Annotated in this window: 22 protein-coding genes; 11 read left to right on the plus strand and 11 right to left on the minus strand. The window is 64.4% G+C overall.

Annotated features, from left to right (window positions below; genetic code table 11):
- Positions 1-64 precede the first annotated feature (64 nt).
- From AB3X86_RS18620 to AB3X86_RS18630, 3 genes are all read left to right on the plus strand, one after another.
- Entirely contained in the window at positions 65-1,129 is a 1,065-nt protein-coding gene (locus AB3X86_RS18620; protein WP_368597290.1) for a porin, read from the plus strand.
- A 561-nt stretch (positions 1,130-1,690) separates the two neighbouring features.
- Positions 1,691-2,059 carry a YciI family protein gene (locus AB3X86_RS18625; protein WP_176111289.1) on the plus strand — a complete coding sequence of 123 codons (369 nt, stop codon included), beginning with the start codon at positions 1,691-1,693 and terminating at the stop codon, positions 2,057-2,059.
- Positions 2,056-3,324 (plus strand): RNA polymerase sigma factor, encoded by a 1,269-nt coding sequence (locus tag AB3X86_RS18630; RefSeq protein WP_368597129.1) that lies wholly within the window; start codon positions 2,056-2,058, stop codon positions 3,322-3,324. Before AB3X86_RS18625 ends, AB3X86_RS18630 begins: the two co-directional genes overlap by 4 nt.
- A gap of 47 nt (positions 3,325-3,371) precedes the next feature.
- Here AB3X86_RS18630 and AB3X86_RS18635 read toward each other — a convergent pair whose 3' ends face one another.
- The 4 genes from AB3X86_RS18635 to AB3X86_RS18650 form a co-directional block, all read right to left on the minus strand.
- Complete coding sequence (locus AB3X86_RS18635) at positions 3,372-3,863, minus strand: lytic transglycosylase domain-containing protein (RefSeq protein ID WP_368597130.1); 492 nt, start codon at positions 3,861-3,863, stop codon at positions 3,372-3,374.
- Between the two features lie 23 nt (positions 3,864-3,886).
- Positions 3,887-4,225: a hypothetical protein gene (locus tag AB3X86_RS18640; RefSeq protein ID WP_368597131.1), complete on the minus strand. Its 339-nt coding sequence runs from the start codon at positions 4,223-4,225 to the stop codon at positions 3,887-3,889.
- Between the two features lie 4 nt (positions 4,226-4,229).
- Positions 4,230-4,604 (minus strand): hypothetical protein, encoded by a 375-nt coding sequence (locus AB3X86_RS18645; protein WP_368597132.1) that lies wholly within the window; start codon positions 4,602-4,604, stop codon positions 4,230-4,232.
- A gap of 209 nt (positions 4,605-4,813) precedes the next feature.
- A complete protein-coding gene (locus tag AB3X86_RS18650) occupies positions 4,814-5,428 on the minus strand; it encodes a TetR/AcrR family transcriptional regulator (protein ID WP_368597133.1) in 615 nt (204 codons plus the stop codon).
- A gap of 84 nt (positions 5,429-5,512) precedes the next feature.
- Here AB3X86_RS18650 and AB3X86_RS18655 point away from each other — a divergent pair, with 84 nt between their 5' ends.
- Complete coding sequence (locus tag AB3X86_RS18655) at positions 5,513-6,643, plus strand: MBL fold metallo-hydrolase (RefSeq protein WP_176122628.1); 1,131 nt, start codon at positions 5,513-5,515, stop codon at positions 6,641-6,643.
- A gap of 11 nt (positions 6,644-6,654) precedes the next feature.
- Here the strand turns inward: AB3X86_RS18655 and AB3X86_RS18660 are convergent, their stop codons facing one another.
- On the minus strand, positions 6,655-7,506 hold the full coding sequence (locus AB3X86_RS18660; RefSeq protein WP_176111970.1) for a LysR substrate-binding domain-containing protein: 852 nt from the start codon (positions 7,504-7,506) through the stop codon (positions 6,655-6,657).
- A gap of 108 nt (positions 7,507-7,614) precedes the next feature.
- Here AB3X86_RS18660 and AB3X86_RS18665 point away from each other — a divergent pair, with 108 nt between their 5' ends.
- Positions 7,615-8,478, plus strand: coding sequence for an alpha/beta fold hydrolase (locus AB3X86_RS18665; protein ID WP_368597134.1), 864 nt, complete (start codon positions 7,615-7,617; stop codon positions 8,476-8,478).
- Between the two features lie 23 nt (positions 8,479-8,501).
- Here AB3X86_RS18665 and AB3X86_RS18670 read toward each other — a convergent pair whose 3' ends face one another.
- The 6 genes from AB3X86_RS18670 to AB3X86_RS18695 form a co-directional block, all read right to left on the minus strand.
- Positions 8,502-9,209 (minus strand): ABC transporter ATP-binding protein, encoded by a 708-nt coding sequence (locus tag AB3X86_RS18670; protein WP_368597135.1) that lies wholly within the window; start codon positions 9,207-9,209, stop codon positions 8,502-8,504.
- Entirely contained in the window at positions 9,202-9,966 is a 765-nt protein-coding gene (locus AB3X86_RS18675; RefSeq protein WP_176122625.1) for an ABC transporter ATP-binding protein, read from the minus strand. The genes AB3X86_RS18670 and AB3X86_RS18675 overlap by 8 nt, the downstream gene beginning before the upstream one ends.
- Positions 9,963-10,952, minus strand: coding sequence for a branched-chain amino acid ABC transporter permease (locus tag AB3X86_RS18680; RefSeq protein WP_368597291.1), 990 nt, complete (start codon positions 10,950-10,952; stop codon positions 9,963-9,965). The genes AB3X86_RS18675 and AB3X86_RS18680 overlap by 4 nt, the downstream gene beginning before the upstream one ends.
- Positions 10,953-10,972: 20 nt before the next feature.
- On the minus strand, positions 10,973-11,833 hold the full coding sequence (locus AB3X86_RS18685; RefSeq protein ID WP_176111280.1) for a branched-chain amino acid ABC transporter permease: 861 nt from the start codon (positions 11,831-11,833) through the stop codon (positions 10,973-10,975).
- Positions 11,834-11,929: 96 nt separating this feature from the next.
- Positions 11,930-13,105, minus strand: a complete 1,176-nt coding sequence (locus AB3X86_RS18690) for an ABC transporter substrate-binding protein (protein WP_176378290.1) — start codon at positions 13,103-13,105, stop codon at positions 11,930-11,932.
- 786 nt (positions 13,106-13,891) lie between these two features.
- Positions 13,892-14,599 carry a FadR/GntR family transcriptional regulator gene (locus AB3X86_RS18695; RefSeq protein WP_368597136.1) on the minus strand — a complete coding sequence of 236 codons (708 nt, stop codon included), beginning with the start codon at positions 14,597-14,599 and terminating at the stop codon, positions 13,892-13,894.
- A gap of 130 nt (positions 14,600-14,729) precedes the next feature.
- Here AB3X86_RS18695 and AB3X86_RS18700 point away from each other — a divergent pair, with 130 nt between their 5' ends.
- The 6 genes from AB3X86_RS18700 to AB3X86_RS18725 all read left to right on the plus strand — a co-directional run bounded on the left by AB3X86_RS18700 (position 14,730) and on the right by AB3X86_RS18725 (position 21,535).
- Entirely contained in the window at positions 14,730-15,608 is an 879-nt protein-coding gene (locus AB3X86_RS18700; protein WP_368597137.1) for a fumarylacetoacetate hydrolase family protein, read from the plus strand.
- Positions 15,609-15,610: 2 nt separating this feature from the next.
- Positions 15,611-16,396, plus strand: coding sequence for an alpha/beta fold hydrolase (locus AB3X86_RS18705; RefSeq protein WP_368597138.1), 786 nt, complete (start codon positions 15,611-15,613; stop codon positions 16,394-16,396).
- A 149-nt stretch (positions 16,397-16,545) separates the two neighbouring features.
- A complete protein-coding gene (locus AB3X86_RS18710) occupies positions 16,546-17,883 on the plus strand; it encodes an amidohydrolase family protein (protein ID WP_368597139.1) in 1,338 nt (445 codons plus the stop codon).
- 90 nt (positions 17,884-17,973) lie between these two features.
- The gene (locus AB3X86_RS18715; RefSeq protein WP_368597140.1) at positions 17,974-18,993 is read left to right on the plus strand and encodes an ABC transporter substrate-binding protein; all 1,020 of its coding nucleotides are present in this window, start codon (positions 17,974-17,976) and stop codon (positions 18,991-18,993) included.
- An 8-nt stretch (positions 18,994-19,001) separates the two neighbouring features.
- A complete protein-coding gene (locus AB3X86_RS18720) occupies positions 19,002-20,528 on the plus strand; it encodes a sugar ABC transporter ATP-binding protein (protein WP_368597141.1) in 1,527 nt (508 codons plus the stop codon).
- A complete protein-coding gene (locus AB3X86_RS18725; RefSeq protein WP_368597142.1) occupies positions 20,525-21,535 on the plus strand; it encodes an ABC transporter permease in 1,011 nt (336 codons plus the stop codon). Before AB3X86_RS18720 ends, AB3X86_RS18725 begins: the two co-directional genes overlap by 4 nt.
- Positions 21,536-21,537: the final 2 nt, after the last annotated feature.

The following is a 21,537-nucleotide window of genomic DNA, read 5'->3' on the forward strand; positions in this document are numbered from 1 at the left end:
TCAGGAAGATGGTTGCATGTCGACAACAACAAAGGCAGTCCTGGACGGTTTCACAGCTGGCGCAATGGCGCTTGCGGCTTTGACAACCAACGCACAAGCCCAGAGCAGCGTGACGATGTACGGTGAACTCGACACTGGCTTGGCCTGGCTGAACAACGTGGGCGGTCATGCGCAATACAAGGCAACGAGCGGTCTGATCGACGGCAGCTTCTGGGCACTCCAGGGCAGCGAAGATCTCGGCGGCGGCAACAAGGCCATTTTTATGCTCGAACGCGGCTTCTCGATCACGACAGGGGAGCTATTCGATGATCACCCGTCCTACCTCGGGCTGAGCAGCGACGCGTGGGGGACGGTAACGCTCGGCCTTCAGTACGATTCGGTCCACGACTTCTTCGCTCCGGTAACACTGACGGGCGGAGCGGGCGGCACCGCGTTCGCTCATCCGTTCGACAACGACAACGCCAACAACTCGTACCTCGCACGCAACTCGGTGAAGTACACGAGCCCGTCATTCGGCGGTTTGACCGTTGGCGGTATGTACGCACTATCGAATGCTGCCGGTCAGTTCGCAAACAACCGCGCGTATAGCCTGGGCATCAGCTACCAGAATGGTCCGTTCAACGCCGGGGCAGCGTGGCTGCATGCGAGCGGGCGTGGTGCCACCAGCACCGGTGCGTACGATGCGGTCATTGTGCCAGGCGGTGCTCGCCGCACGTTTGACGCGTTCGCGCAGACGCAGAATACATACGGTGCGGGGGCGAACTACGCGATCGGCGACCTTACGCTCGGAGCAGCGTGGTCGCGCTCCACATTCAGCGGTCTGGCCGATGCGGACACCGGCAACCCTGCTCCTTCGGCGCAGTTCAACAACTACGAGGTCAACGCGCAATATCAGCTGATGCCGACGCTGTCGCTTGCCGGCATGTACAACTATACGAACGGTTCGAACCAGCACTGGCACCAGGCCGGCTTGCAGGCGGCTTACCTGCTATCGAGGCGTACAGATGCATATGTCGAGACGGTCTACCAGCGGGCCTCGACGGACGCGCCGGCAGTGATCAACAGCGCGGAGCCGTCATCCGGCCGTAACCAGCTGCTCATTGGCGCGGGAATCCGGCATCGGTTCTGACTGAACTGTCCATCAGGGATCGATACCCGCCCGAGGTCCGTCAACAGGGAGAACTGCGTGAATCAAACAGGCGAGACGAATCGGAGTGGCAATGTCATGCGACATGCGTTCATGATGCATGAGATACCGCGCTTGCATACGGTGCTTCACCTGATCCACGACATCGCAGACGGACCGGGCCGGCCTGATGCCCTGGCGGAGATCGCCCGGTTGGCGCGTTGCGCGCGTCGTTTCAGTGCCGCCTGATGCTCGGATTGTCGAACGCGACGATGCATGCAGGAGTACGCTCAATCCGTGATGATCGAACGGCAAGGGACAGCGGTTCCACATCGCTGCGCCGCAAGCGAATCCCGAGTCGACAACGCGCGTCGAGCGCCCGACAATGTTTCACGAAACACGGTCGAACGGGCTGCAATCCAGTCGTTTTTTCCCACCGCAGCGCGGCTGCTCGCGCCGACGCGCGATTATTTGATGCACGTTGTCCATCAGCCTGCGGCCTGCGCGTCATTGTGATGGCGGCCGATGCAATTCATCCGCCTCAACCCCATGACGGAGGCTCAAATGGAATACCTGTTGATGATCTACTCGGAAGAAAACAGCTGGAACAAGATGACCGATAGCGAGCGGCAGCAAGGCGTTGCCGCCTATCACGCGTACACCGAATCGTTGAAGAAATCGGGCGCTCTGGTGGGCGCCAACCGGCTGCAGCACTCGAACACGGCCACCACGGTGCGGCTCGTCGACGGCAAGCCGCAGGTGCTCGATGGCCCGTTTTCCGATTCGAAGGAGCAACTCGCCGGCTACTACCTGATCGACGTGCCTAACCTCGACGCGGCGATGACGTGGGCGTCGCGCTGTCCCGGCGCGGCGCACGGCGTGATGGAGGTGCGCCCGGTCTGGACCGCTCCGTACGAAGCGCCGTCTGCATGAGCTCGTCCCGCGACGCCCGAGGCGATGACGGCGTCGCGCGGTCGATCGCCGAGGCGGTCGCTCGCCGCAGCTACGGCAAGCTCGTCGCGCTGCTGGCAATGCGCACGCGCGACGTCGCCGCGGCCGAGGACGCGCTCGCCGACGCATTCGCGGCGGCGCTCGCGGACTGGCCGGAGCACGGCTGTCCGGCGAGTCCTGAAGGGTGGCTGATGACGGTTGCGCGCCGCCGGGCGATCGACGGCGCGCGTCATCGCCAGGTCGGCGACGAGGTGGCGAACCAGCTGCTGATTCTCGCCGACGAAATCGACGAGTGCTCGACAGACGCGTTGCCCGACCGGCGGCTGGCGCTGCTGTTCGCGTGCACGCACCCTGCGCTCGAGGCCCCGATTCGCACGCCGCTGATGCTGCAAGTGGTGTTGGGGCTGGAAGCGAAGACGATTGCGTCGGCGTTCCTGATGTCGCCCGCCGCGATGAGCAAGCGCCTCGTGCGGGCGAAGACCAAGATCCGCGAAGCGGGCATTCCGTTCAGCGTACCCGAGCGCGAGGAGCTGCCCGGCCGGCTCGACGCGGTGCTCGAAGCGGTCTATGCGGCGTACGCGGAAGGGTGGACGGACCCGATCGGCGGCGATAGCGAGCGTCGCGAGCTCGCCGACGAGGCGCTGTATCTCGCGCAACTGCTCGTCGAGCTGCTTCCGGAAGAACCGGAGACGCTGGGCCTGCTCGCGCTGATGCTGTTTGCACAGGCCCGGCGCGATGCGCGACGCGATGCGGCTGGCGACTACGTGCCGCTGTCGGCACAAGACCCTGCAACCTGGAACGCGCCGATGATCGAAACGGCGAACGCACTGCTGCGGCGCGCGAACGCGTTCAACGCAATCGGCCGCTTTCAGCTCGAGGCCGCGCTGCAATCGGCGCATGTGGATCGCTGCCGGACGGGGCGCCCGAACTGGGACGAGATCGTGCAGCTCTACGATGGGCTGCTTTCGATTGCGGCGTCGCCGGTAGTCGCAGTGAACCGCGCCCTCGCGGTGGCGGAGCGTGACGGGCCGCAGGCGGCGCTCGATGCGCTGGCGCCGTATGCGGACGATCCGAGGCTCACCGACTACCAGCCCTACTGGGCTGCACGCGCCAATCTGCTCGAGCGTGCGGGCGCGACGGCACAAGCCCTCGGTGCGTACGATCTGGCGATCGGTCTCGAGCGTGACCCGGCCGTGCGCCGGTTCCTGCAGCGCAAGCGGATGGAGCTTGCATCAGCGGGGAGTTAGCGGAGCGCGGTGCGCCGGCAACGACCCGCCGCGCCCGCGCCTGAACCTCATCGCTCCGGCTGCAACAGCCCCCAGCTGACGAGAATCGCCTGAATGCTGCGCGCGTAGCTGTCGCGCTCGCGCGGCGATTCCGAGTGATACGCGCCGATCGCCCGCCATGTGTTGCCGTAGCGCACCATCTTCTGCTTGAGCAGCCAGGCGGCCACGAAGATATTCACGCATGGGTCGGTGAGCGCGCGGTGCGGAATGCCCTGGCTCGCCAGTTCCGGAAAGTGGATCGAATTGATCTGCAATTGGCCCACGTCGATCGACCCGTTGGCATTGCGGTTGATGGCGGTCACGTCGCCTTTCGATTCGCGCCATGCCACGGCGCGCAGCACGTGCGGATTGACGCCCTGGTAAGCGCCAGCCTTGTCGAAGCAATCATCGGCGCTCGGGGCGGCGTACGCGGACGAACTGCCGAGGACCACCAGCGCCGCCCAGGCGCAGATGGCCCACGATCGCAACGGGTGGAAGGCGTTGGTCTTGGGCTGGTCCATGGGTCGGAGCTCCGGGTCCGGCTTTACTGCGCCAGCGCGGAATCGAGCTGCCGCTCGATGTCCTTCAGATAGGCGCGCGATTCATCGGAGACGACGAGGCGCGGCGTCGGCATCGCGCAGTGGCAATCGCGCTTTTGCGTCTTCTTCTTGTTGCGCGAGCTCGAGCGCGGCGCGGGGAGGTCGTCATCGTCGCCGGTGGAGGGCGGCAGCATCGCGAGCGTGGGCAGCGGCGGGTAGACCTTGTCCGCGGAGGCCAGGGTGGCAGGGGGGGCGGCGGTTGCGGCCGCGCTGGCGGCGGGCTGGCCCGCCCACGCGGCCGAACTCAAGCATAGCGATGCCGCGGCGAAAGCGATCAGGCGCATCGTGTCAGCTCCCCGCATGTAGCGGCTGGATCGACACGCTGTACGTCTGGTTCGCGCCGGTCGTCAGGTTTTCGAGCGCGGGTTTGAGCCCCTGCTGCGGCACGCCCCGCCAGATCGCCTCGTTGATGTACTTGAAGTCCTGGCCCAGCGCCGTCACGCGGATCACCGTGGGCCGCTTCTGCGCGGCGGCGAGCGCGCCTGCCTTGGCGAGCACCGTAGCCAGTTGCGGATCGCGCGCGCCGAGGGCATCGGCGGGAATGTCGAACTTCATGATGACGTTCGACACCGCAGGTTTCTCGGCTTGAGCCGTAGTGGGCTGCTGCACTTGTGCGCAGCCTGTCATGAACATTACGGCAAGTAAGAGCACAACGCGCGTCACATTGGGTCTCCAAAGTTTCGAGGCGATGTACGCGTTTTCGGCTTCAGAAGCTGAGACTTGATACCCGGAGGCAAACGTTTGCGAAAAAGGAAGAGTTCGCTCTCGCAGTGCCGCTTTGCGGAAATTCGCTACGCGTGCGGCGGCCTTCGAGCAAAGAACTTCTTGCTTATACGGGCAGAGCCAAAGCAAACCCAAGCCGACAAACCGACTCACGCATAACGCGCGAGAAACATATCCGCCGCCGCTTGCGCGATCCGCTTCTGCTCGCTGGCATCGAGCGGCACTTGACCCATCGCCACTTGCGGCCAGAAGGCAAAGGCCTTCACGAGCCCCTGCAACTGCAGTGCGGCGAAGACGGGGTCCCCGGTCTTGATGCGGCCGTCCGCGGCAGCCGCGCGGACCCATGCCGTCAGATCCTCCTCGCGCTCCCCCATGCGAGCGACCATATCGCGCGCGCGCTCCGGCGAATGGATGCCAGCCGCGATCGCCACCCGTGCCAGCGACAAGAAAGACTCGTCGTTAAGCAGGCTCAGTTTGCGCTCCAGCAGGTCGAGCAACTGCGCGCGCAATGGTCGATCGGCGCGGTAGCAGGGCGCATCGCCATCGTGGCTCGCGTCCCACAGTTGCTGGAGAATCGCCGCGAAAAGCGCTTCCTTGCCCGGGAAATGGTTATATACCGTGCGCTTCGAGACGCTCGCGCGGGCGGCGATGCGGTCCATGCTGGTTGCGTCGTATCCGGCCGCGAGGAATTCCTCGATCGCGGCGGTGACGATCGCGACGCGCTTCCGATCAGTCAGACGTTGGGGGCGGGCAGGCGATTCCATCCCCTAATTTTACACTGGTCAGTTTACTTTTCTTGAAAATAAACTACACTGCCGGGTGTACATTTTCTTCGAAAGGTCAACTTCATGACGTCGCTTCCCGCCTATGTCCGCCAAATGCTCGGCGTGAACGCTGCGCAACGCAGCCGCGCGAAGTTCGGCCTGTCGCCGCAGCATGACGGCGAGCGCTTTCGCAACGTCAAGCCGCGTCCGGCGCAAAGCCTGCGCAAAACGCTCGGGCTCGCGTGGACGGTGCTGTTCAACAAGCCGCGCGGCACCGTGCCGGCCGACGCGTTGCCCGTCGAAACGCTGACACGCGCGCAACTCGATGCGGCGCCCGATCGCAGCCTGTACCGGCTCGGTCACTCGACGATGCTGCTGAAGTTGCGCGGCAAGTTCTGGCTGACCGATCCCGTATTTGCCGAGCGGGCGTCGCCGTTCCGCAATCTCGGTCCGAAGCGCTTTCATGCGCCGCCGATCTCGCTCGACGATTTGCCGCCGCTGCATGGCGTGATCCTGTCGCACGATCACTACGACCATCTGGACCGCGAGACCGTTCTGATCCTGGCGCAGCGTACCGAGGTGTTCTTGACGCCGCTCGGGGTCGGCGACCGGCTCATCGAATGGGGTATCGACGCGGCGAAGGTCCGGCAGTTCGACTGGTGGCAGGGCACGGTGGTCGAGGGCATCGAGTTCACCGCGACGCCGGCGCAGCACTTCTCCGGGCGCAGCCTGTTCGACGGCAACCGCACGTTGTGGGCGTCGTGGGTGATCGTCGATAACGATTTGCGCGTGTTCTTCAGCGGCGATACCGGCTACTTCGATGGTTTCAGCGCAATCGGCGAGCGCCTCGGACCATTCGACGTCACGTTGATCGAGACCGGCGCGTACGACGCGATGTGGCCATACGTCCATATGCAGCCCGAAGAAACCGTGCAGGCGCATATCGACCTGCGCGGCCGCTGGCTCGTGCCGATTCATAACGGCACCTTCGACCTCGCGATGCATCGCTGGCAGGAGCCGTTCGAGAGGGTGACGGGACTGGCGCTCGCGCGCGGCGTCGCGCTGTCGACACCGCGCATGGGCGAGCGGCTCGATCTGACTGCGGTGCATCGCGGTGAACGCTGGTGGCGCGGGGTTGCGGAAACCGTCGCTGCGCCGAAGGCTGCGTGGTGGATGTGTGCGTCGTGCCGAGCCGGCGCGGAGGAGTCTTCCTGACGTCTTCCGGGTTAATTCTTCAGGTCGGCGAGAATGTGCTCCGCGAGAAAATCGCACACAGGTCGCTTCGAAGCCGCGCTTCGCGCCAGCACGACTTCGAGCGTGCCGATTTCCGGCAGGCCATTCGCGGCCCCCAGCAGCGAGAAGTGAGCCGGTACCGCGCACTTGGCCAAAGGGGTCACCGCGAGTCCGGCCTCGGCCATCGTCAGCAGACCCAGCAGACTCGGACTCTCATACGACGTTCGATACGTGATGCGCGCACGCTCGAGGCTCCGGATGGCCTTCTCTCGCGCGACGCTGCCGGGCAAAAACACGGCGATGGGCAAGGGCCTTTCGCGCCAGATCTCGGTCGCGCCCGGGGCGGCGGCCCACACCATCGGTTCGTGACGCAGGAACTCGCCGTGCAATCCTTTCACGCGCGTCGCGCAGACGAGATCGACCGTGCCGTCCTTCAACATCGGCTCGAGCGCGACGCTTGGCAGCCCCACCACCTGAATCTCCACCTTCGGATAGGTCGCCGAAAATTTCTTGAGGATCGGCGGGAACAGTGACGTCGCATAGTCGTCCGGCACGCCGATCACCACGCGCCCGGTCACGTCGGGCCGAACCACCGCTGCCCACGCTTCATCGCGCAGCGCGATCATCCGTCGTGCGTAGGTCAACAGCATTTCGCCGTCCTGCGTCGGCACCACGCTGCGCGGCTTGCGCACGAACAGCGCCTTGCCGAGCGCCGTCTCGAGCGTCTTGATCTGCATGCTCACCGCCGATTGCGAGCGATGCACGACCTGCGCCGCGCGACTGATCGTGCCGGCGTCCGCCACCGCGATGATCATCGACAGCACGTCCAGATCGAGCGCTTTCATTTCCGTTGCCATGATGGTTCGTATCAGAAAAGTAGATCGATTCCATCAATATTATGCGATTTTCTTTTGCCAGCACACCATCGATAGTGTCGCCAAAGGAGCCCTTTGATGAATGCACGTACCAGCCCATCGATCCTGGCCTCAGCCTATGGCGCGTCCGCGCCATCGTTCGTGACCACCGCATCGAGTGTTGCCATACCGTATGTCGAGTCCGGGAGCGGCGAGCCGATGGTGTTCGTGCACGGCTCGCTATGCGACTATCGCTACTGGGACGCCCAGATGGCTTCGCTGTCTGGCCGGTTTCGCTGCTTCGCGCCGAGCTTGAGCCATTACTGGCCCGAGACCGATGCGTTTGGACACGGCGACTTCAGCTGGGAGGCGCACGTCGAGGAAATGGCCGGATTCATCACGGCGCTCGACCTGGCTCCGGTTCATCTGGTCGGTCACTCGCGGGGTGGGTGCGTGGCTTTCCATCTCGCGCGCGCCTATCCGCGCCTCGTGAAAACGCTGACGCTAGCCGATCCCGGCGGCCCGCTGCAAACCGAACCGCGGGGGCAGCCCGCGTTCATGCCGCCGGCGACCAACGTGTTGCGCGCCCGGGTCGCGGAACTGATCGAGCGGGGCGAGTACGACGCCGGCTTGTCGATGTTCGTCGACTCCGTGAGCATGCCGGGCTACTGGAACAAAAGCCCGGAGAGCTTTCGTCGCATGGCGCTCGACAACGCGCTCACGCTGCCGAAGCAGTTGCTCGATCCGCTTCCGGCCTATACGCCGGAAGCCGCGCGCGATATCAAGTGCCGTACGTTGTTGATCGACGGCCAAAGAAGTCCCCGCATGTTCCGCAATACGGTCGACAAGCTCGAACAGTGGATCGAGTTTGCCGAACGCGAAACGATCGACGGTGCGTCGCATGGGATGAATGTCGCGAGACCGGATGCGTTCAACCGGGCGGTCACGACCTTCGTCGCGTAGCCCGGCCACGCATCGCGCGCCGCTCAGTGTTGAGACACGGCCAGCAAGGTATCGATCTTGTGATCCTGGGCCAGCAGCTCGGCCGCCGTGCTCGAATGAATCACCGAGCCGCGCTCCAGCACCACGGCGTTGTGCGTAATGCTCAGCGCCTTGCGCGCATTCTGCTCGACCAGAATCACCGACAGGCCTTCGTCGCGGATGATCTCCGACAGGATGCGCATCAAGTCCTGCACGATGATCGGCGCGAGGCCTTCGAGCGGTTCGTCGAGCAGCAGCACCCTGGGATTGAGCATCAGCGCGCGGCCGATGGCGAGCATCTGCTGCTCGCCGCCGGAAAGCTGATTGCCCATATTGGCGCGGCGCTCCTCCAGGCGCGGAAACATCTTGTAGATGCGCGCCAGGTCCCAGGGACCAGACACGGCGATCGCGCTCAGGTTCTCTTCGACCGTCAACGACTTGAAGATATTGCGTTCCTGCGGCACCCAGCCGATGCCGGCCAGCGCGCGCTGGTGCGGCTTGAATCCGGTGACGTCCTTGCCATCGAGCCAGATCCGCCCGCTAAAGCGACGCGTGTGACCCACGATGCTGTTGATCAGCGTGGTTTTACCCGTGCCGTTGCGGCCAAGCAGCGCGAGAGCCTGGCCATGATCCAAGGTCAGATCGATACCCGTCAGGATCCTGGCTTCGCCGTAGCCCGCTACGACTCCTTCCAGCTTCAGCAATTCAGACATATTCACCTCCAACCAGCTCCTCGCCCAGATACACGGCCTTCACGCGAGGATCGCGGGCGATGTCCGCGCATGCGCCCTCGGTAAGCAGACCGCCGCTCACCAGCACAGAGATGCGGTTGGCAAAGCTGAACACGAGGTCCATGTCGTGCTCGATCAGCAGAATGGTCACGTCGTCGGGCAATGCGGCGACCGTATTGAGAATCTCGCGGCGTTCGCCGTCGGGAACGCCGGCCACGGGCTCGTCCAGCAGCAGCACGCGCGGCTTTGCCGCCAGCGCCAGCGCGATTTCGAGCAGGCGCTGCTTGCCGTAGGGCAGCACGCGCGTTTCGCGACTCATCACGTCGAGCAACTTGCACTGTTCGAGCAGCGAAGCGACCTCGTCCATGATTTCGCCGCGCTGGCCGAGCGCACGCCAGAAGCGTGCGCCCAGGCCGTCGCGCTCGGAGATCGCGACGGACAGCGATTCGGCCGGCGTCATGTGCTTGAAAAGCTGATTGATCTGGAACGTGCGGACGAGCCCGGCGCGAGCCCGCTTGTGCACGGACAGCGATGTGATGTCGTGGCCTTCGAGCTCGATGCGGCCCGAACTCGGCGACAGCACGCCCGTCAGCTGATTGATCAGCGTCGTCTTGCCGGCGCCGTTGGGGCCGATCAGCGCCTGGCGGGCGCCTTTCTCGACCGCGATCGACACGTCATTGGTGGCGACGAGGCCGCCGAAGCGCTTGATCAGATTGAATGTTTGCAGTGCGATCGTCATGCTTTGCTCCCGCTGCGACGGAACCACGTCCACGGACGCACGAGCCGCTCGTGACCGACGATCACGATGATCACCAGCAGCAAGCCGATCCAGAACTGCCAGTATTGCGGCGTGATGTCCGCCAGCCGGTCCTGCATGAACCTGAATACGACCGCGCCGATGATGCCGCCATACAGATAACCCGCGCCGCCGATCATCAGCATCAGCAGCACGTCGGCCGAGCGGTGGAAGTCGAGCACGTCGAGCGACGCGAAGCCGGTGGTCTGCGCGAGCAGGGCGCCGGCCACGCCCGCGTAGGCCGCGCTCAACGTGTAGACGGCAGTTCGGCGCAGCTTGACCGGCACGCCCATGGCCGCCGCGCGAAGCGGATTCTGGCGGATCACCTGCAGCGACATGCCGAACGGCGACTTGACCACCGCGCGCGCGATCACGAACAGCACGAACAGCGTGACGATCGAATAGGTGTAGGCCACCTTGCCGAACAGATCGAACTCGATGTGACCAAAGAGCGGCACCATCGGCACGCCGGTCATGCCGTCGGCCCCGCCGGTGAGCCAGCCGAGCTTGTTGGCCAGTTCGTGCAGGATCGAGGCCACACCTAGCGTCACCATCAGGCGCGTGAGGTCCGAACCGCGCATCACCAGCACGCTGGTGGCGAGGCCCGCCAGCGCCGCCACTCCGCACGAGAGCAGCATGCCCAGCAGCGGATCGACATTGAAGTACTTGGCCAGCAACGCAGCCGAATAAGCACCGAGACCGAAAAAGGCCGCATGGCCCAGCGACACGATGCCGGTATAGCCGAGAATCAGGTCCAGCGATACCGCGAACAACGCGAGGATCGCCATCTCGTTGAGCAGCAGAAAGTTATTAAGCGGTGTCACGCAGATGCCCAGCGCCACGATCCAGAAGATGATTTCCGCCGGGCGCCAGCGCGACCACTGCCTGCCCATGCTGCGGACTTCGGGCACGATCGTCGATGCACCCATTTCGCTAGAAGTTGCCGACTTCATTTGCCCCCCGCCCTGACGAATAAACCCTGTGGTCGCCACATCAGGGTGATGATCATGACGCCGTAGATGATGAATGCCCCCAGATCGGGGATGTAGTACTTGCCCGCCACGTCCGCGATGCCGAGCAGCAGCGAAGCCAGCAACGGACCGGTCAGCGAGGTCGTGCCGCCCACCGCGACCACGACCAGGAAATAGATCATGAACTTGAGCGGAAAGATCGGATCGAGGCCGAGCATGTTTGCGCCGAGCGCGCCGCCGAGGCCGGCGAGGCCCGAGCCGAACGCGAAGGTGGTCAGAAACACGAAGTTGATGTTGATGCCGAGGCCGCTCGCCGCGCGCGGATCATCCACCGATGCGCGCAGGCGGCTGCCAAAGCGGGTTTTGGTCAGGATCAGCTGGAGCGCGACGACGAGTACCACGCAGACCAGGATCACGAACAACCGGTAGTAACCGATGCCGATGCCGGCGAACACCGTGCGGCCCTGCAGCCATTGCGGCAGGTTCAGGAACTGCTGGGTCGAGCCCATGAAGTAGTCGACCGTCGCGATGGCCATGAAGGTCAGGCCGATCGTAAACAGCACCTGATTGAGTTCGGACTGCCCGTACACGCGCTTATACAGCGTGCGTTCGAGAATGCCGCCAAGCACCGCGGACGCGACGAACGCAATCGGCAATGCGCACAGGAAAGGAATGCCCAGACGCGACATCGCGAGCACGGTGGCGTAGCCGCCCACCATGGCGAAGGCGCCGTGAGCGAGATTGACGAAGTTCATCAATCCCAGCGTGATGGCCAGACCGCTCGCCAGCACGAACAGAAGCATGCCGTAGGCAATACCGTCGAAGAGAATGGTTAGCATGAGTTTTTACCGCCGAAACGCCGCGCCCCTGGCAGTGCGAGGGGCGCGGCGGGCAAATCGAATCATCCGGATACGGCGTGCCTCGCTTTCGCGAGCTTATTTGATCTTGGCCGGATCCTTGACGGCGTCGATCTTGTCGAACGACACGTTGAACAGCTGGCCATTCACGCGTTCCGTCCGGGTGATGTACACGTTCTGGACCATTTCACGCGTCTGCGGATCGAGTTCCACCGGGCCGCGGGGGCTGTTCCATTTCTGGCCCTTCATGGCTGCCAGCAGCTTGTCGCCGTTGGTGTCGCCCTTGGTGGCTTGCAGCGCCGCGTAGATCAGGTGCATGCCGTCATAGGCGCCGACGCTGTGGAAGTTCGGGCGCATGCCGGGGTTGGCTTTTTCGAAGGCGGCCACGTAGGCGCGGTTCTCGGGATTGTCGAGAGCGGCCGAGTAGTGCATCGATGTCACCGCGCCCAGCGCCACGTCACCCATGGCGTTCAGGATGTCGTCATCCACCACGTCGCCGGTACCGATCAGTTTGATGCCCTGCTTGCTCAGGCCGCGCTCGGCGAACTGCTTCATGAACGCGGCGCCGGCACCCGATGGCACGAAGATGAACAGCGCGTCAGGCTTCAGGTCGGCGACCTTCTGCAGGAACGGCGAAAAGTCCGGGTTGGCGACCGGCACGCGCAGTTGCTCGACGACGCTGCCGCCTTCCGATTCGAAGACCTTCTTGAAGGAGTTCTGCGCGTCGATGCCGGGACCGTAGTCGGCGACCAGCGTGACCACCTTCTTGATGCCGTTCTTCGGCGCCCAACGCGCGATGCCCAACGTGTTCTGCGGCAGCGTGAAGCCCGCGCGCACGATGTAAGGCGACTGCTCGGTGATCATCGCGGTGGCCGCGTTCATCACGATCATCGGCACCTTCGCCTGGGTCGCGAGCGGCGCGGCGGCGAGCGCCAGCGGCGTGAGCCCGAAGCCGGCCAGCACCGACACGTGATCCTTGACGATCAGCTCCTGCGCGAGGCGCTTGGTGGTATCCGGGACGTTGGTGTCGTCCTTCAGGATGACCTGGATTTTCTTGCCCGCGACCGTGTCGCCATGCTGGGCCATATACAGCTTGACCGCCGCGTCGACCTGACGACCCGTGGACGCGAACGGTCCGCTCATCGGAACGATGAGCCCGACCTTGACCACATCGTCCGCATGGGCGACCACGCTCGAACCTGCCAGCACGAGTGCGGCGGCGGCCTTAAGCAAAGTGCGCTTTTTGTTTTGCATTCGATTTCCTTGCTAACGAACCATAAACAACGTTGAAAATCGGACCCCTTGTTCATTGCTGGGCGAGCGCTGTGAGCGGGGTCCGGCGTAACGGTTTGCACACCCGAAGCCGAGGGATTGAATGATCGGTTGGGAGTAGCGCGGTCATGAAATCCGGCGGTGAGCCTGCCAGTGGCTAATGACCGTACTGTGTCTTGTCGTGGGGCGTGGGCACGGGATGGACGTGGCCGTCATTGGATCGGCGAGCGTGCCGCTGGACCGGCGCTCGGGCGGGTCGGGCGGATAATGCGTTGACGTCGATCAGCTTGCATCCGAACATCTTTTGTCCCCTCTACGGAGGCCTCCCGATTGTGGCCCGCTCGGCTGCGAACCCGTCCGGCCATGCCGGCGGTGCAGGTATCTGTTCGCTTCTGCGTGCGCTTTTCGACTCGCCGATGTGGCGGTCGCCCCCGCGCCGCGGAAGACGTTATGCTCCGGTAGGCTGCTTGAAGTTGTCGGCCTGCCGTGCGCACCCAGCACGATAAGCACGCGCGCCAAGGGTTGAAAGAGCGGGTTAACCACATACGCATGGTTGCGCATGAATCGCGCATTGCCGGGTCCGTGCGCGGGCGGCGGCGATCTGCGTCGCGCGGAACCTCGCCCCGGTAGGGCTCGACGAACGTCGCGGGTGAGGCATCCAGGTTTGGTCTGGCGTGGTCTCGCGTCGCGTGTGATAAACAGATTCGATACCCCCGGAAGGAAATCGCAACCCTTGAATGCGTGCCGCCGCAAGTATTCGTAAAGGTGTCAACGTCCGAACAGGTTTTCCCTGATTTGCCGCAGATGGTTCGTCAATAGCTCGCAAGCCATCTCGGCATCGCGATCGCGAAGCGCATCCACGATCGCGCGATGCTGCGCCTCATATTGACTGCGCCGCTCGGGCGTCAGCGACAGGCGCTTCAGACGTCCCCACTCGCCCTGTTCGCGCACCTCGTTGGTCAATTCGAGCACGCGCAGAAAGAAGGTGTTGTGCGTAGCGACCGCCAACGCGCGATGCAGCTCGCCGTCCCAGTGCTCGAACTCCTCGATGGTTTGCGCCGCCTCGGATCGCTCGATGCAGTCGCTCATCTGCGCGAAGTCGGCCGCCGTCGCATATCGGACGATGAGCCCGGGCATCAGCGGCTCGATCAAAAGCCGCGCTTCCATCAGTTCGGCTGGGCTCGTCTGCACGGCGTGCGGCTTCGCCTCGGGTAGCGGCGGCGCCGGCACGCTTGCGCCAGGCAGCACGAACGTGCCGCTGCCGACCGTCTGCCGGATCAGCCCACGCTCTTTCAGATCGGCGAGGACTCGCCGGACGGCGCCACGTGAAGCGCCGAACTCCTCGCTAAGTTCGCGTTCGGGCGGCAGGCGCACGCCTTCGGCGAAGCGTCCGCTGCGAATCGCTTCCTCCAGATAGCTCGCGAGCTCCCGTGCTCCCTTCGCCCTGACTGTCACCCTTGTGTCGACGTCACTCATCCTCAGTCCTGCTGCGCATCAAACAAGAACCAATTGGTTCTTGAGTTTGGTTAACCCTGGTTCTTTTTGTCCGAATTTGGTCCTACAGTGGTTCCAGATTGACCCACCAGACCTAGATTAAAGGCCCATCATGAAATTAGCAACTTTGCGCCACGACGGGGCGAGGGCGGTCGCCCTGGTCGAACCCGAAGCCGGCGTTTATTGGCCGGTATCCCAGCTTTGCGACGGCTTTGCCGGCGACATGGTCCAATTGGTACAACAATTCTCCGACCTGCGCGAGTCGCTGTGCCCGCGCGGCGAAGGGCGCCCGCTCGCGTCGGCGACGCTCCTCGCGCCGATCGACCAGCCGCGCCGCAACGTGTTCTGCGTCGGCAAGAACTATCACGACCACGCCGAAGAGTTCAGCAAGTCCGGTTTCGACAAGAGCGCGCAGGCAGGCGAGCACATACCTGAAGCACCGGTCGTTTTCACGAAGCCCGCATCGACGATCATCGCGACTGGCGAGCGCATTCCGCGCCATGCCGACGTGACGCAACAGATGGACTACGAAGTCGAGATCGGTGTCGTCATCGGCAAGGCAGGTCGCGCGATCTCGAAGGCGAAGGCGCTCGATCACGTGTTCGGCTACACGATCATCAACGACGTCACCGCGCGCGATCTGCAAAAGCTGCATCGTCAGTGGTTCATCGGCAAGTCGCTCGACGGCTTCTGCCCGATGGGCCCGTATCTCGTGACGGCCGACGAACTCGACGCGTCGAACATCGACGTGCGTTGCTGGATCAACGGCGAGTTGCGTCAGGAATCGAACTCGAAGCTCTTGATCTTCGATATCCCGACGATCATCGCGACGCTGTCGGCCGGCATGGAACTGCAGCCCGGCGACGTCATTGCGACGGGCACGCCGGCGGGTGTCGGCATCGGCTTCAATCCCCCGAAATTTCTGCAAAGCGGCGATGTCGTGCGCATGGAGATTCCGCGCATCGGCGTCCTTGAAAACGAGGTGGCGTAAACATGGCAACAACTCAAGTGCAAGGCATCTTCATCGAGATCGAAGGCGACGGCGCGCCGGTCGTGTGCATCCACGGTCTCGGCGGTTCCTCGAACAACTGGACCCCGGTGCTGCCGGCGTTCGAAGGCAGGAAGGTTATCCGCATCGATCTGCCTGGGAGCGCGCGTTCGCCGTTGCCCGCGCAGAAGCTGTCGATCGATTCCTACGTGAACACCATTGCCTCCGTGCTGCGCGAACTGCAGGTGAGCGACGCGGACATCGTCGCGCATTCGATGGGCACCATCGTCGCGCAGCATCTGGCCGTCAGGCATCCCGAGCTGGTTAAAAGCCTCGCGCTGTTCGGGCCGCTCATTGCTCCGCCCGACGCCGCGCGCGACGGCATGCGCCAGCGCGCGCGCATCGCGCGCGACCAGGGCGTGCCGGGCCTGCAGGAAATCGCCGATGCGATCGTCAAAGGCGCCACCAGCGACGAGACCAGGTCGCAGCGGCCCGTGACGCTCGCGCTCGTGCGCGAAAGCGTGATGCGTCAATCGCCCGAAGGTTACGCGCAAAGCTGCGAGGCATTGGCTGGCGCGCAGGCGGCGGAGATCGAACGCATCCAGGTGCCGACGCTGCTCGTGACAGGCGACCAGGACGGCGTTGGCAGACCCGATGCGGTGAAGGCGATGGGCGAGCGTATTGCGGGGGCGAAAGTCGTCGTGCTGAGCGGCTGTGGTCACTGGACCACGTTCGAAAAACCCGTCGAAACGACGGCGGAGCTGAAGCGCTTCTATCAAGCGGCTCGGTGACGCATTGAACAGGTGGGCGCCGCGTCGATCAGAATAGCCGCGCAGAACGGCGATCGACGGGCCCCCGATCGGCAAACAGGCACAGTCAGGCAGTAAGCAACCGGCGGCGGACGCCCGCGCGCGTTCGGCCCCACGTGGAGGAGACAGACATGAGTTCGATCTTGTTTACCAACGTATCGGTTTTCGACGGTAGCGGTGCTCAGCCCTTCAGAGGCCAGGTGCTGGTGGACGGGCAGCGCATCGTCCGCGTCGCTCGCGACGAAGAGCCGATCAACGCGCCCCAGGCACAGCGTATCGACGGCCGTGGCGCATTCCTGATGCCGGGCATGACCGAGGCGCACACGCATTTCTCATGGAACGACCAGCCGTCGCTGTCAGCGATCCAGTTCATGCCGCCCGAGGAGCACATGCTGTGGTGCGTGCGCGTCGCGAAGCGTTATCTGGAAATGGGCTGGACTTCGGCACTGGGCGCGGCCGCGGCCAAGCCGCGGCTCGATGTCGTGCTGCGCAACGCGGTCAACGCCGGCGAATTTCCGGGACCGCGCTATCTGGCGGGCAGCCAGGAGATCACCGTTCTCGGCGGCCTCGCGGACAACACGCTGCCGCACATGTCGTTCAAGGAACTGAACTTCGGCGCGGTCGTGAGCGGGCCGGAAGAAATGCGCGCGACCACGCGCATGTTCGTCAAGTACGGTGTCGATCATCTGAAGATCAATCTGTCAGGCGAGTACATCGCGGGCATTTCGGCGGAATCGTCGCCGTTTTCCGAGGAAGAGATCGCGATGCTCGCTGCCGAGGCGAAGCGCGCCGGCAAGCGCGTGGCCGCGCATGCCCGCTCGAGCGAATCGGTCAAGCAATGCGTGCGGCACGGGCTCGAACTGATCTTCCATGCGAGCTTCGCCGACGAGGAAGCCCTCGACATGCTCGAAGCAAACAAGGAAAAGCACTTCGTCGCGCCGGGCATCGGCTGGCTGATCAGCACGCTGTATCACGCGGAGAAGTGGGGCATCAGCGAGGAACTGGCGACGAAGATGGGCTACAAGCGCGAGCTCGAAACCGCCGCGGTGACACTCCAGAAGATGCACAAGCGCGGCATCCGCATTCTGCCGGGCGGCGACTACGGCTTTGCGTGGATGCCGCACGGCACGAACGCGCGCGACCTTCAATACTTCGTCGACTACATCGGCATGACGCCGATGGAGGTGCTGATCTCGGCCACGCGCTACGGCGGCGAGCTGATGATGATGCCCGACGAGCTCGGCCAGATCCGCGAGGGCTATCTTGCCGACATCATTCTGGTGGACGGTGATCCGCTCGCGGACCTCACCGTGCTGCAGGACCCGAGCAAGATCACGCTGGTGATGAAGGACGGCGACATCTTCAAGAGCACGCACGACGCGCTGCCGCCGCGCGGCGAACTTCATGTAGGCGCGGCGTTGCCGGCCGATCCCGGTGTCGCGACGGCGGCATCCGCGCCTGTGCACTGAAACTGCATCGCCCATCAGAAGTTGCGCGGAGCCGGCCGCACGCCGCGGCTGGCGCCTTCGCGCGCACACCAAACATCAGGAGACGACGACATGAAACCGCGCACTTTGCTTGCCACCGTGGCGACTAGCCTCGCGTGCGCATCGGCGTTCGCCGCCGCGCCCGATATCGGCCTGTCGAACGGCTATTTCGGCACCGAATGGCGCAACCAGATGATCGACGGCGCCAATCAGCAGTTCCAGACCTACAAAACCAGCGGCCTGGCCGACAAGCTGATCGTGCAGCAATCGGGCGCCAACACTGGTCAGCAGATTCAGGACATGCGCAACATGATTCGCCAGAAGGTGGGCGCGATCATGGTCGACGCGAACTCGGCCACCGCGCTCAACGGCGTGATCTCGGAGGCGCAGCGCAGCAAGATCCCGGTGGTGTCGTTCGACCAGGCGGTATCCAATCGCTACGCGACGAACGTGACCGTCGATCACTACAAGTGGGGTCAACGCTACGCCGAATGGATCGCGGAGCAACTGCACGGCAAGGGCAATGTCGTGGTGCTCGACGGCATCCCCGGACATCCGGCGGCGGAGGCGCGCAAGAAGGCCGCGCTCGAGACGTTCGCGAAGTATCCGGGCATCAAGGTCGTCTGGTCCGGCTATGGCGAATGGGACGAGGCCAAGGCGCAAGCGGTGATGGCGACGGTGATCGCGGCGCAACCGCAGATCGACGCTGTGTTCACCGAAGACGCGATGGCTCTCGGCGTTCTGCGCGCATTCGAGAACGCGAACCGGCGGGTACCGATCATGACCGGCGAAGCGCAAAAGGGCTTTCTGACGGAATGGAAGAAGCAGCGCGACGCCGGCAATCCGATGAAGGTGTTCGTGCAGGTGAATCCGCCCGACATCAGTCGCACGGCGCTCGGCATCGCAGTGCGCCTCGCGCATGGACGCACGCTCAAACCGCTGCCCGACAACACCTACTACTTCCCGATCACCAAGACCGTAACCGCCGAGAACCTCGACGCTACGCTCGCTTCGATGAGCGACAAGCCCGACAGCTACTTTCTCGGTCAATGGCTGAGCGAAGCCCAGCTCGATGCGCTGTTCACGCAATAGCGCCGATCATGTCCGTGCTCATCGCGAAGGGATTGACGAAACGCTATGGCGGCGTGCTCGCGCTCGACGGCGCGAGCCTCACGCTGAACCCTGGCGAAGTGCTGGGGCTGCTAGGCGCCAACGGCTCGGGCAAATCGACGTTGTCGAGCATTCTCGCCGGTGACACTATACCGGACGACGGCACGATCGAAATGATCGGTGCGCCGCTGCGACCCGGCTCGCCGAAGTCGGCGCGCGCGGCGGGGATCGCGATTGCGCATCAGCATCCCGGTCTCGCGCCGGATCTGCCGGTGTGGGAGAACGTGTTTCTTGGCGCGGAGCTGTGCCATACGGGTCGCTTTCTCGATCAGCGGCGCACGCGCGATCGCGCCACGCGGCTGCTGGAGAGCCTGAGACCCGGCTGGGATCTCGAAGCGAGCGCAGGCAGCCTCAGCGCCGCCGATCAGCAACTGGTCGAGATCGCGAGGGCGCTTGCGCTCGGGCCGCGCATCCTGATTCTCGACGAACCGACCGCCGCACTCGCCGCCGCTGAAGTCGACAACCTGATGCGCGTCGTGCGTAGTCTGACGGCGCACGGCACGGCGGTGATTTTCATTTCGCACCGGATGGCGGAGATCGAAGCGCTGTGCGATCGCGTGATGGTGTTGTGCAACGGCCGCCCGGTCGGCGAGCTAGCGGTGCGCGGGCAACTCGACGAAGCGCGTGTGCTCGAACTGATGGGCGGCGCGGCTGCCACGCATATGCATGACGGCAAGCGGAGACGTGGCCGTGATCCGGCGGACACGGAAAGAACCGTCGCGCTCGGCGTCACCGATCTGCGCGCTGGCGCGCGGCTGCGCGGCGTCAGCTTCGAACTGGAACGCGGAGAGATTCTTGGCATCGCGGGACTGCAGGGCCATGGCCAGGAAGAACTGCTCGACGCGCTCGCGGGCTTTCGTGTGCCGGACGGCGGCGAGGTGAGGCTCGACGGACGAGGTGGAGCGAGGACGATCGTGCCGCGTTCGCCGCGTCAGATGATCGCCGCGGGCGTGTGCCTCGTGCCCAACGACCGGCATCGGCAGGGCCTGTGGCTCGATCACCCGGTCGAATTCAATCTGGCGCAGGTCAGCGTGAACTTCGCGGCGAGCCCGTGGCGGCTGCGTCGCGCGCCGATCCGCCGGTTCGTCGACGACGTGGTCGCGCGACTGCGCATCAAGACGTCCGACGTGTGCCAGCCGGTGCGGGATCTGTCGGGCGGCAATCAGCAGAAAGTGGTGATCGGGCGCTGGCTGAACCGGCAGGTCGACGTGCTGCTGCTCAGCGATCCGACCAAGGGCGTCGATGTGCTCGCCCGCAGGGAAATCTACGAGACGATCGGTGCATTCGCGCAAGCGGGGACGGCCGTGCTCGTCTATGCATCGGATACCGAAGAATTGCTCGCGGTGTGCGACCGCCTGATCGTCATGTACGAAGGTCGGATCATCGCGCAGCTGGAAGGTGATGAGATGAATGAATCCCGCGTGACGAGCGCGCTGTTCGGCCGGAGCGCGGCATGAAGGCGCAACTGGGAGACGGACTTGCCCACACTGGCGCCTGGTCGCCAGGCAAGCGGATGGGCGCGGCGCTAAGGATATCGTGCGCGCGTGCCGCGAGTGCGCTGCCCGCGCTCGTCATGCTGCTCGCGGTCGTGATCGCGAATGCATGGCTGCAGCCGGACTTTCTCACCGCTGATTCGCTCGCGAGCAACATGCAGAACGCCGCGCCGGTCGCCCTGATCTGCATGGCGCAGGCGGTCGTCGTGCTGATGGGAGAGCTGGATCTGTCGATGGGCGCGGGAATCTCGTTGGTCAACTGCGTGCTCGCGGCCGCGCCCGGTCTGATGGGGTGGGGCCTCGGCGCGACCTGTGTCGCCGCGCTGGCCGCCGCGCTGCTTGCCGGTGTGTGCAACGGTCTGCTGGTCGGCTATGCGAAGCAAAGCGCGCTGATCGCGACGTTCGCGACCGGCGCCGTCTGGTTTGGCTGTGCTCTGCTGCTGATCCCGCAGCCGGGCGGCGCGGTGCCGGACGCATTGGGCGAATGGTTCGCGGCGCGTATCTCGGTGATTCCGCTCGCGGCGCTGCCGGTGCTCGCCGCGATCGCGCTGTGGACGGTCCTGCAGCGGCATCGCTTCGGACGGCGACTGATCGCGACCGGGAGCCACGCCGATGCGATGTTCAAAGCCGGCATCGATGTCCGGCTCGTCAAACTGCTCGGCTATCTGCTCGCGTGGCTCTTCGTGTTTGCGGCGGCGCTCTGCCTGACCGCGCAAACCGCGTCCGGCGATGCGCGTCTGGGATTGCCATACACGCTGAACTCGGTCGCGGCTGTGGTGATCGGCGGCATCTCGCTGGCGGGTGGGCGCGGCACGATGCTCGGCGCCGTCTGCGGCGCGCTCGTGCTCACGCTGATCGGCAACGTCGTGTACTTCGCGGGCATCCCGAGCAACTACCAGGAAGTGTTCAAGGGTGCCGTGATCGTGCTTGCGCTCGGCTTCACGTTCGTGGGCGCGAAAAGGAGAGTGTGACG

Source organism: Paraburkholderia sp. BR14374, from assembly GCF_040948685.1.
Lineage (GTDB): Bacteria > Pseudomonadota > Gammaproteobacteria > Burkholderiales > Burkholderiaceae > Paraburkholderia > Paraburkholderia youngii.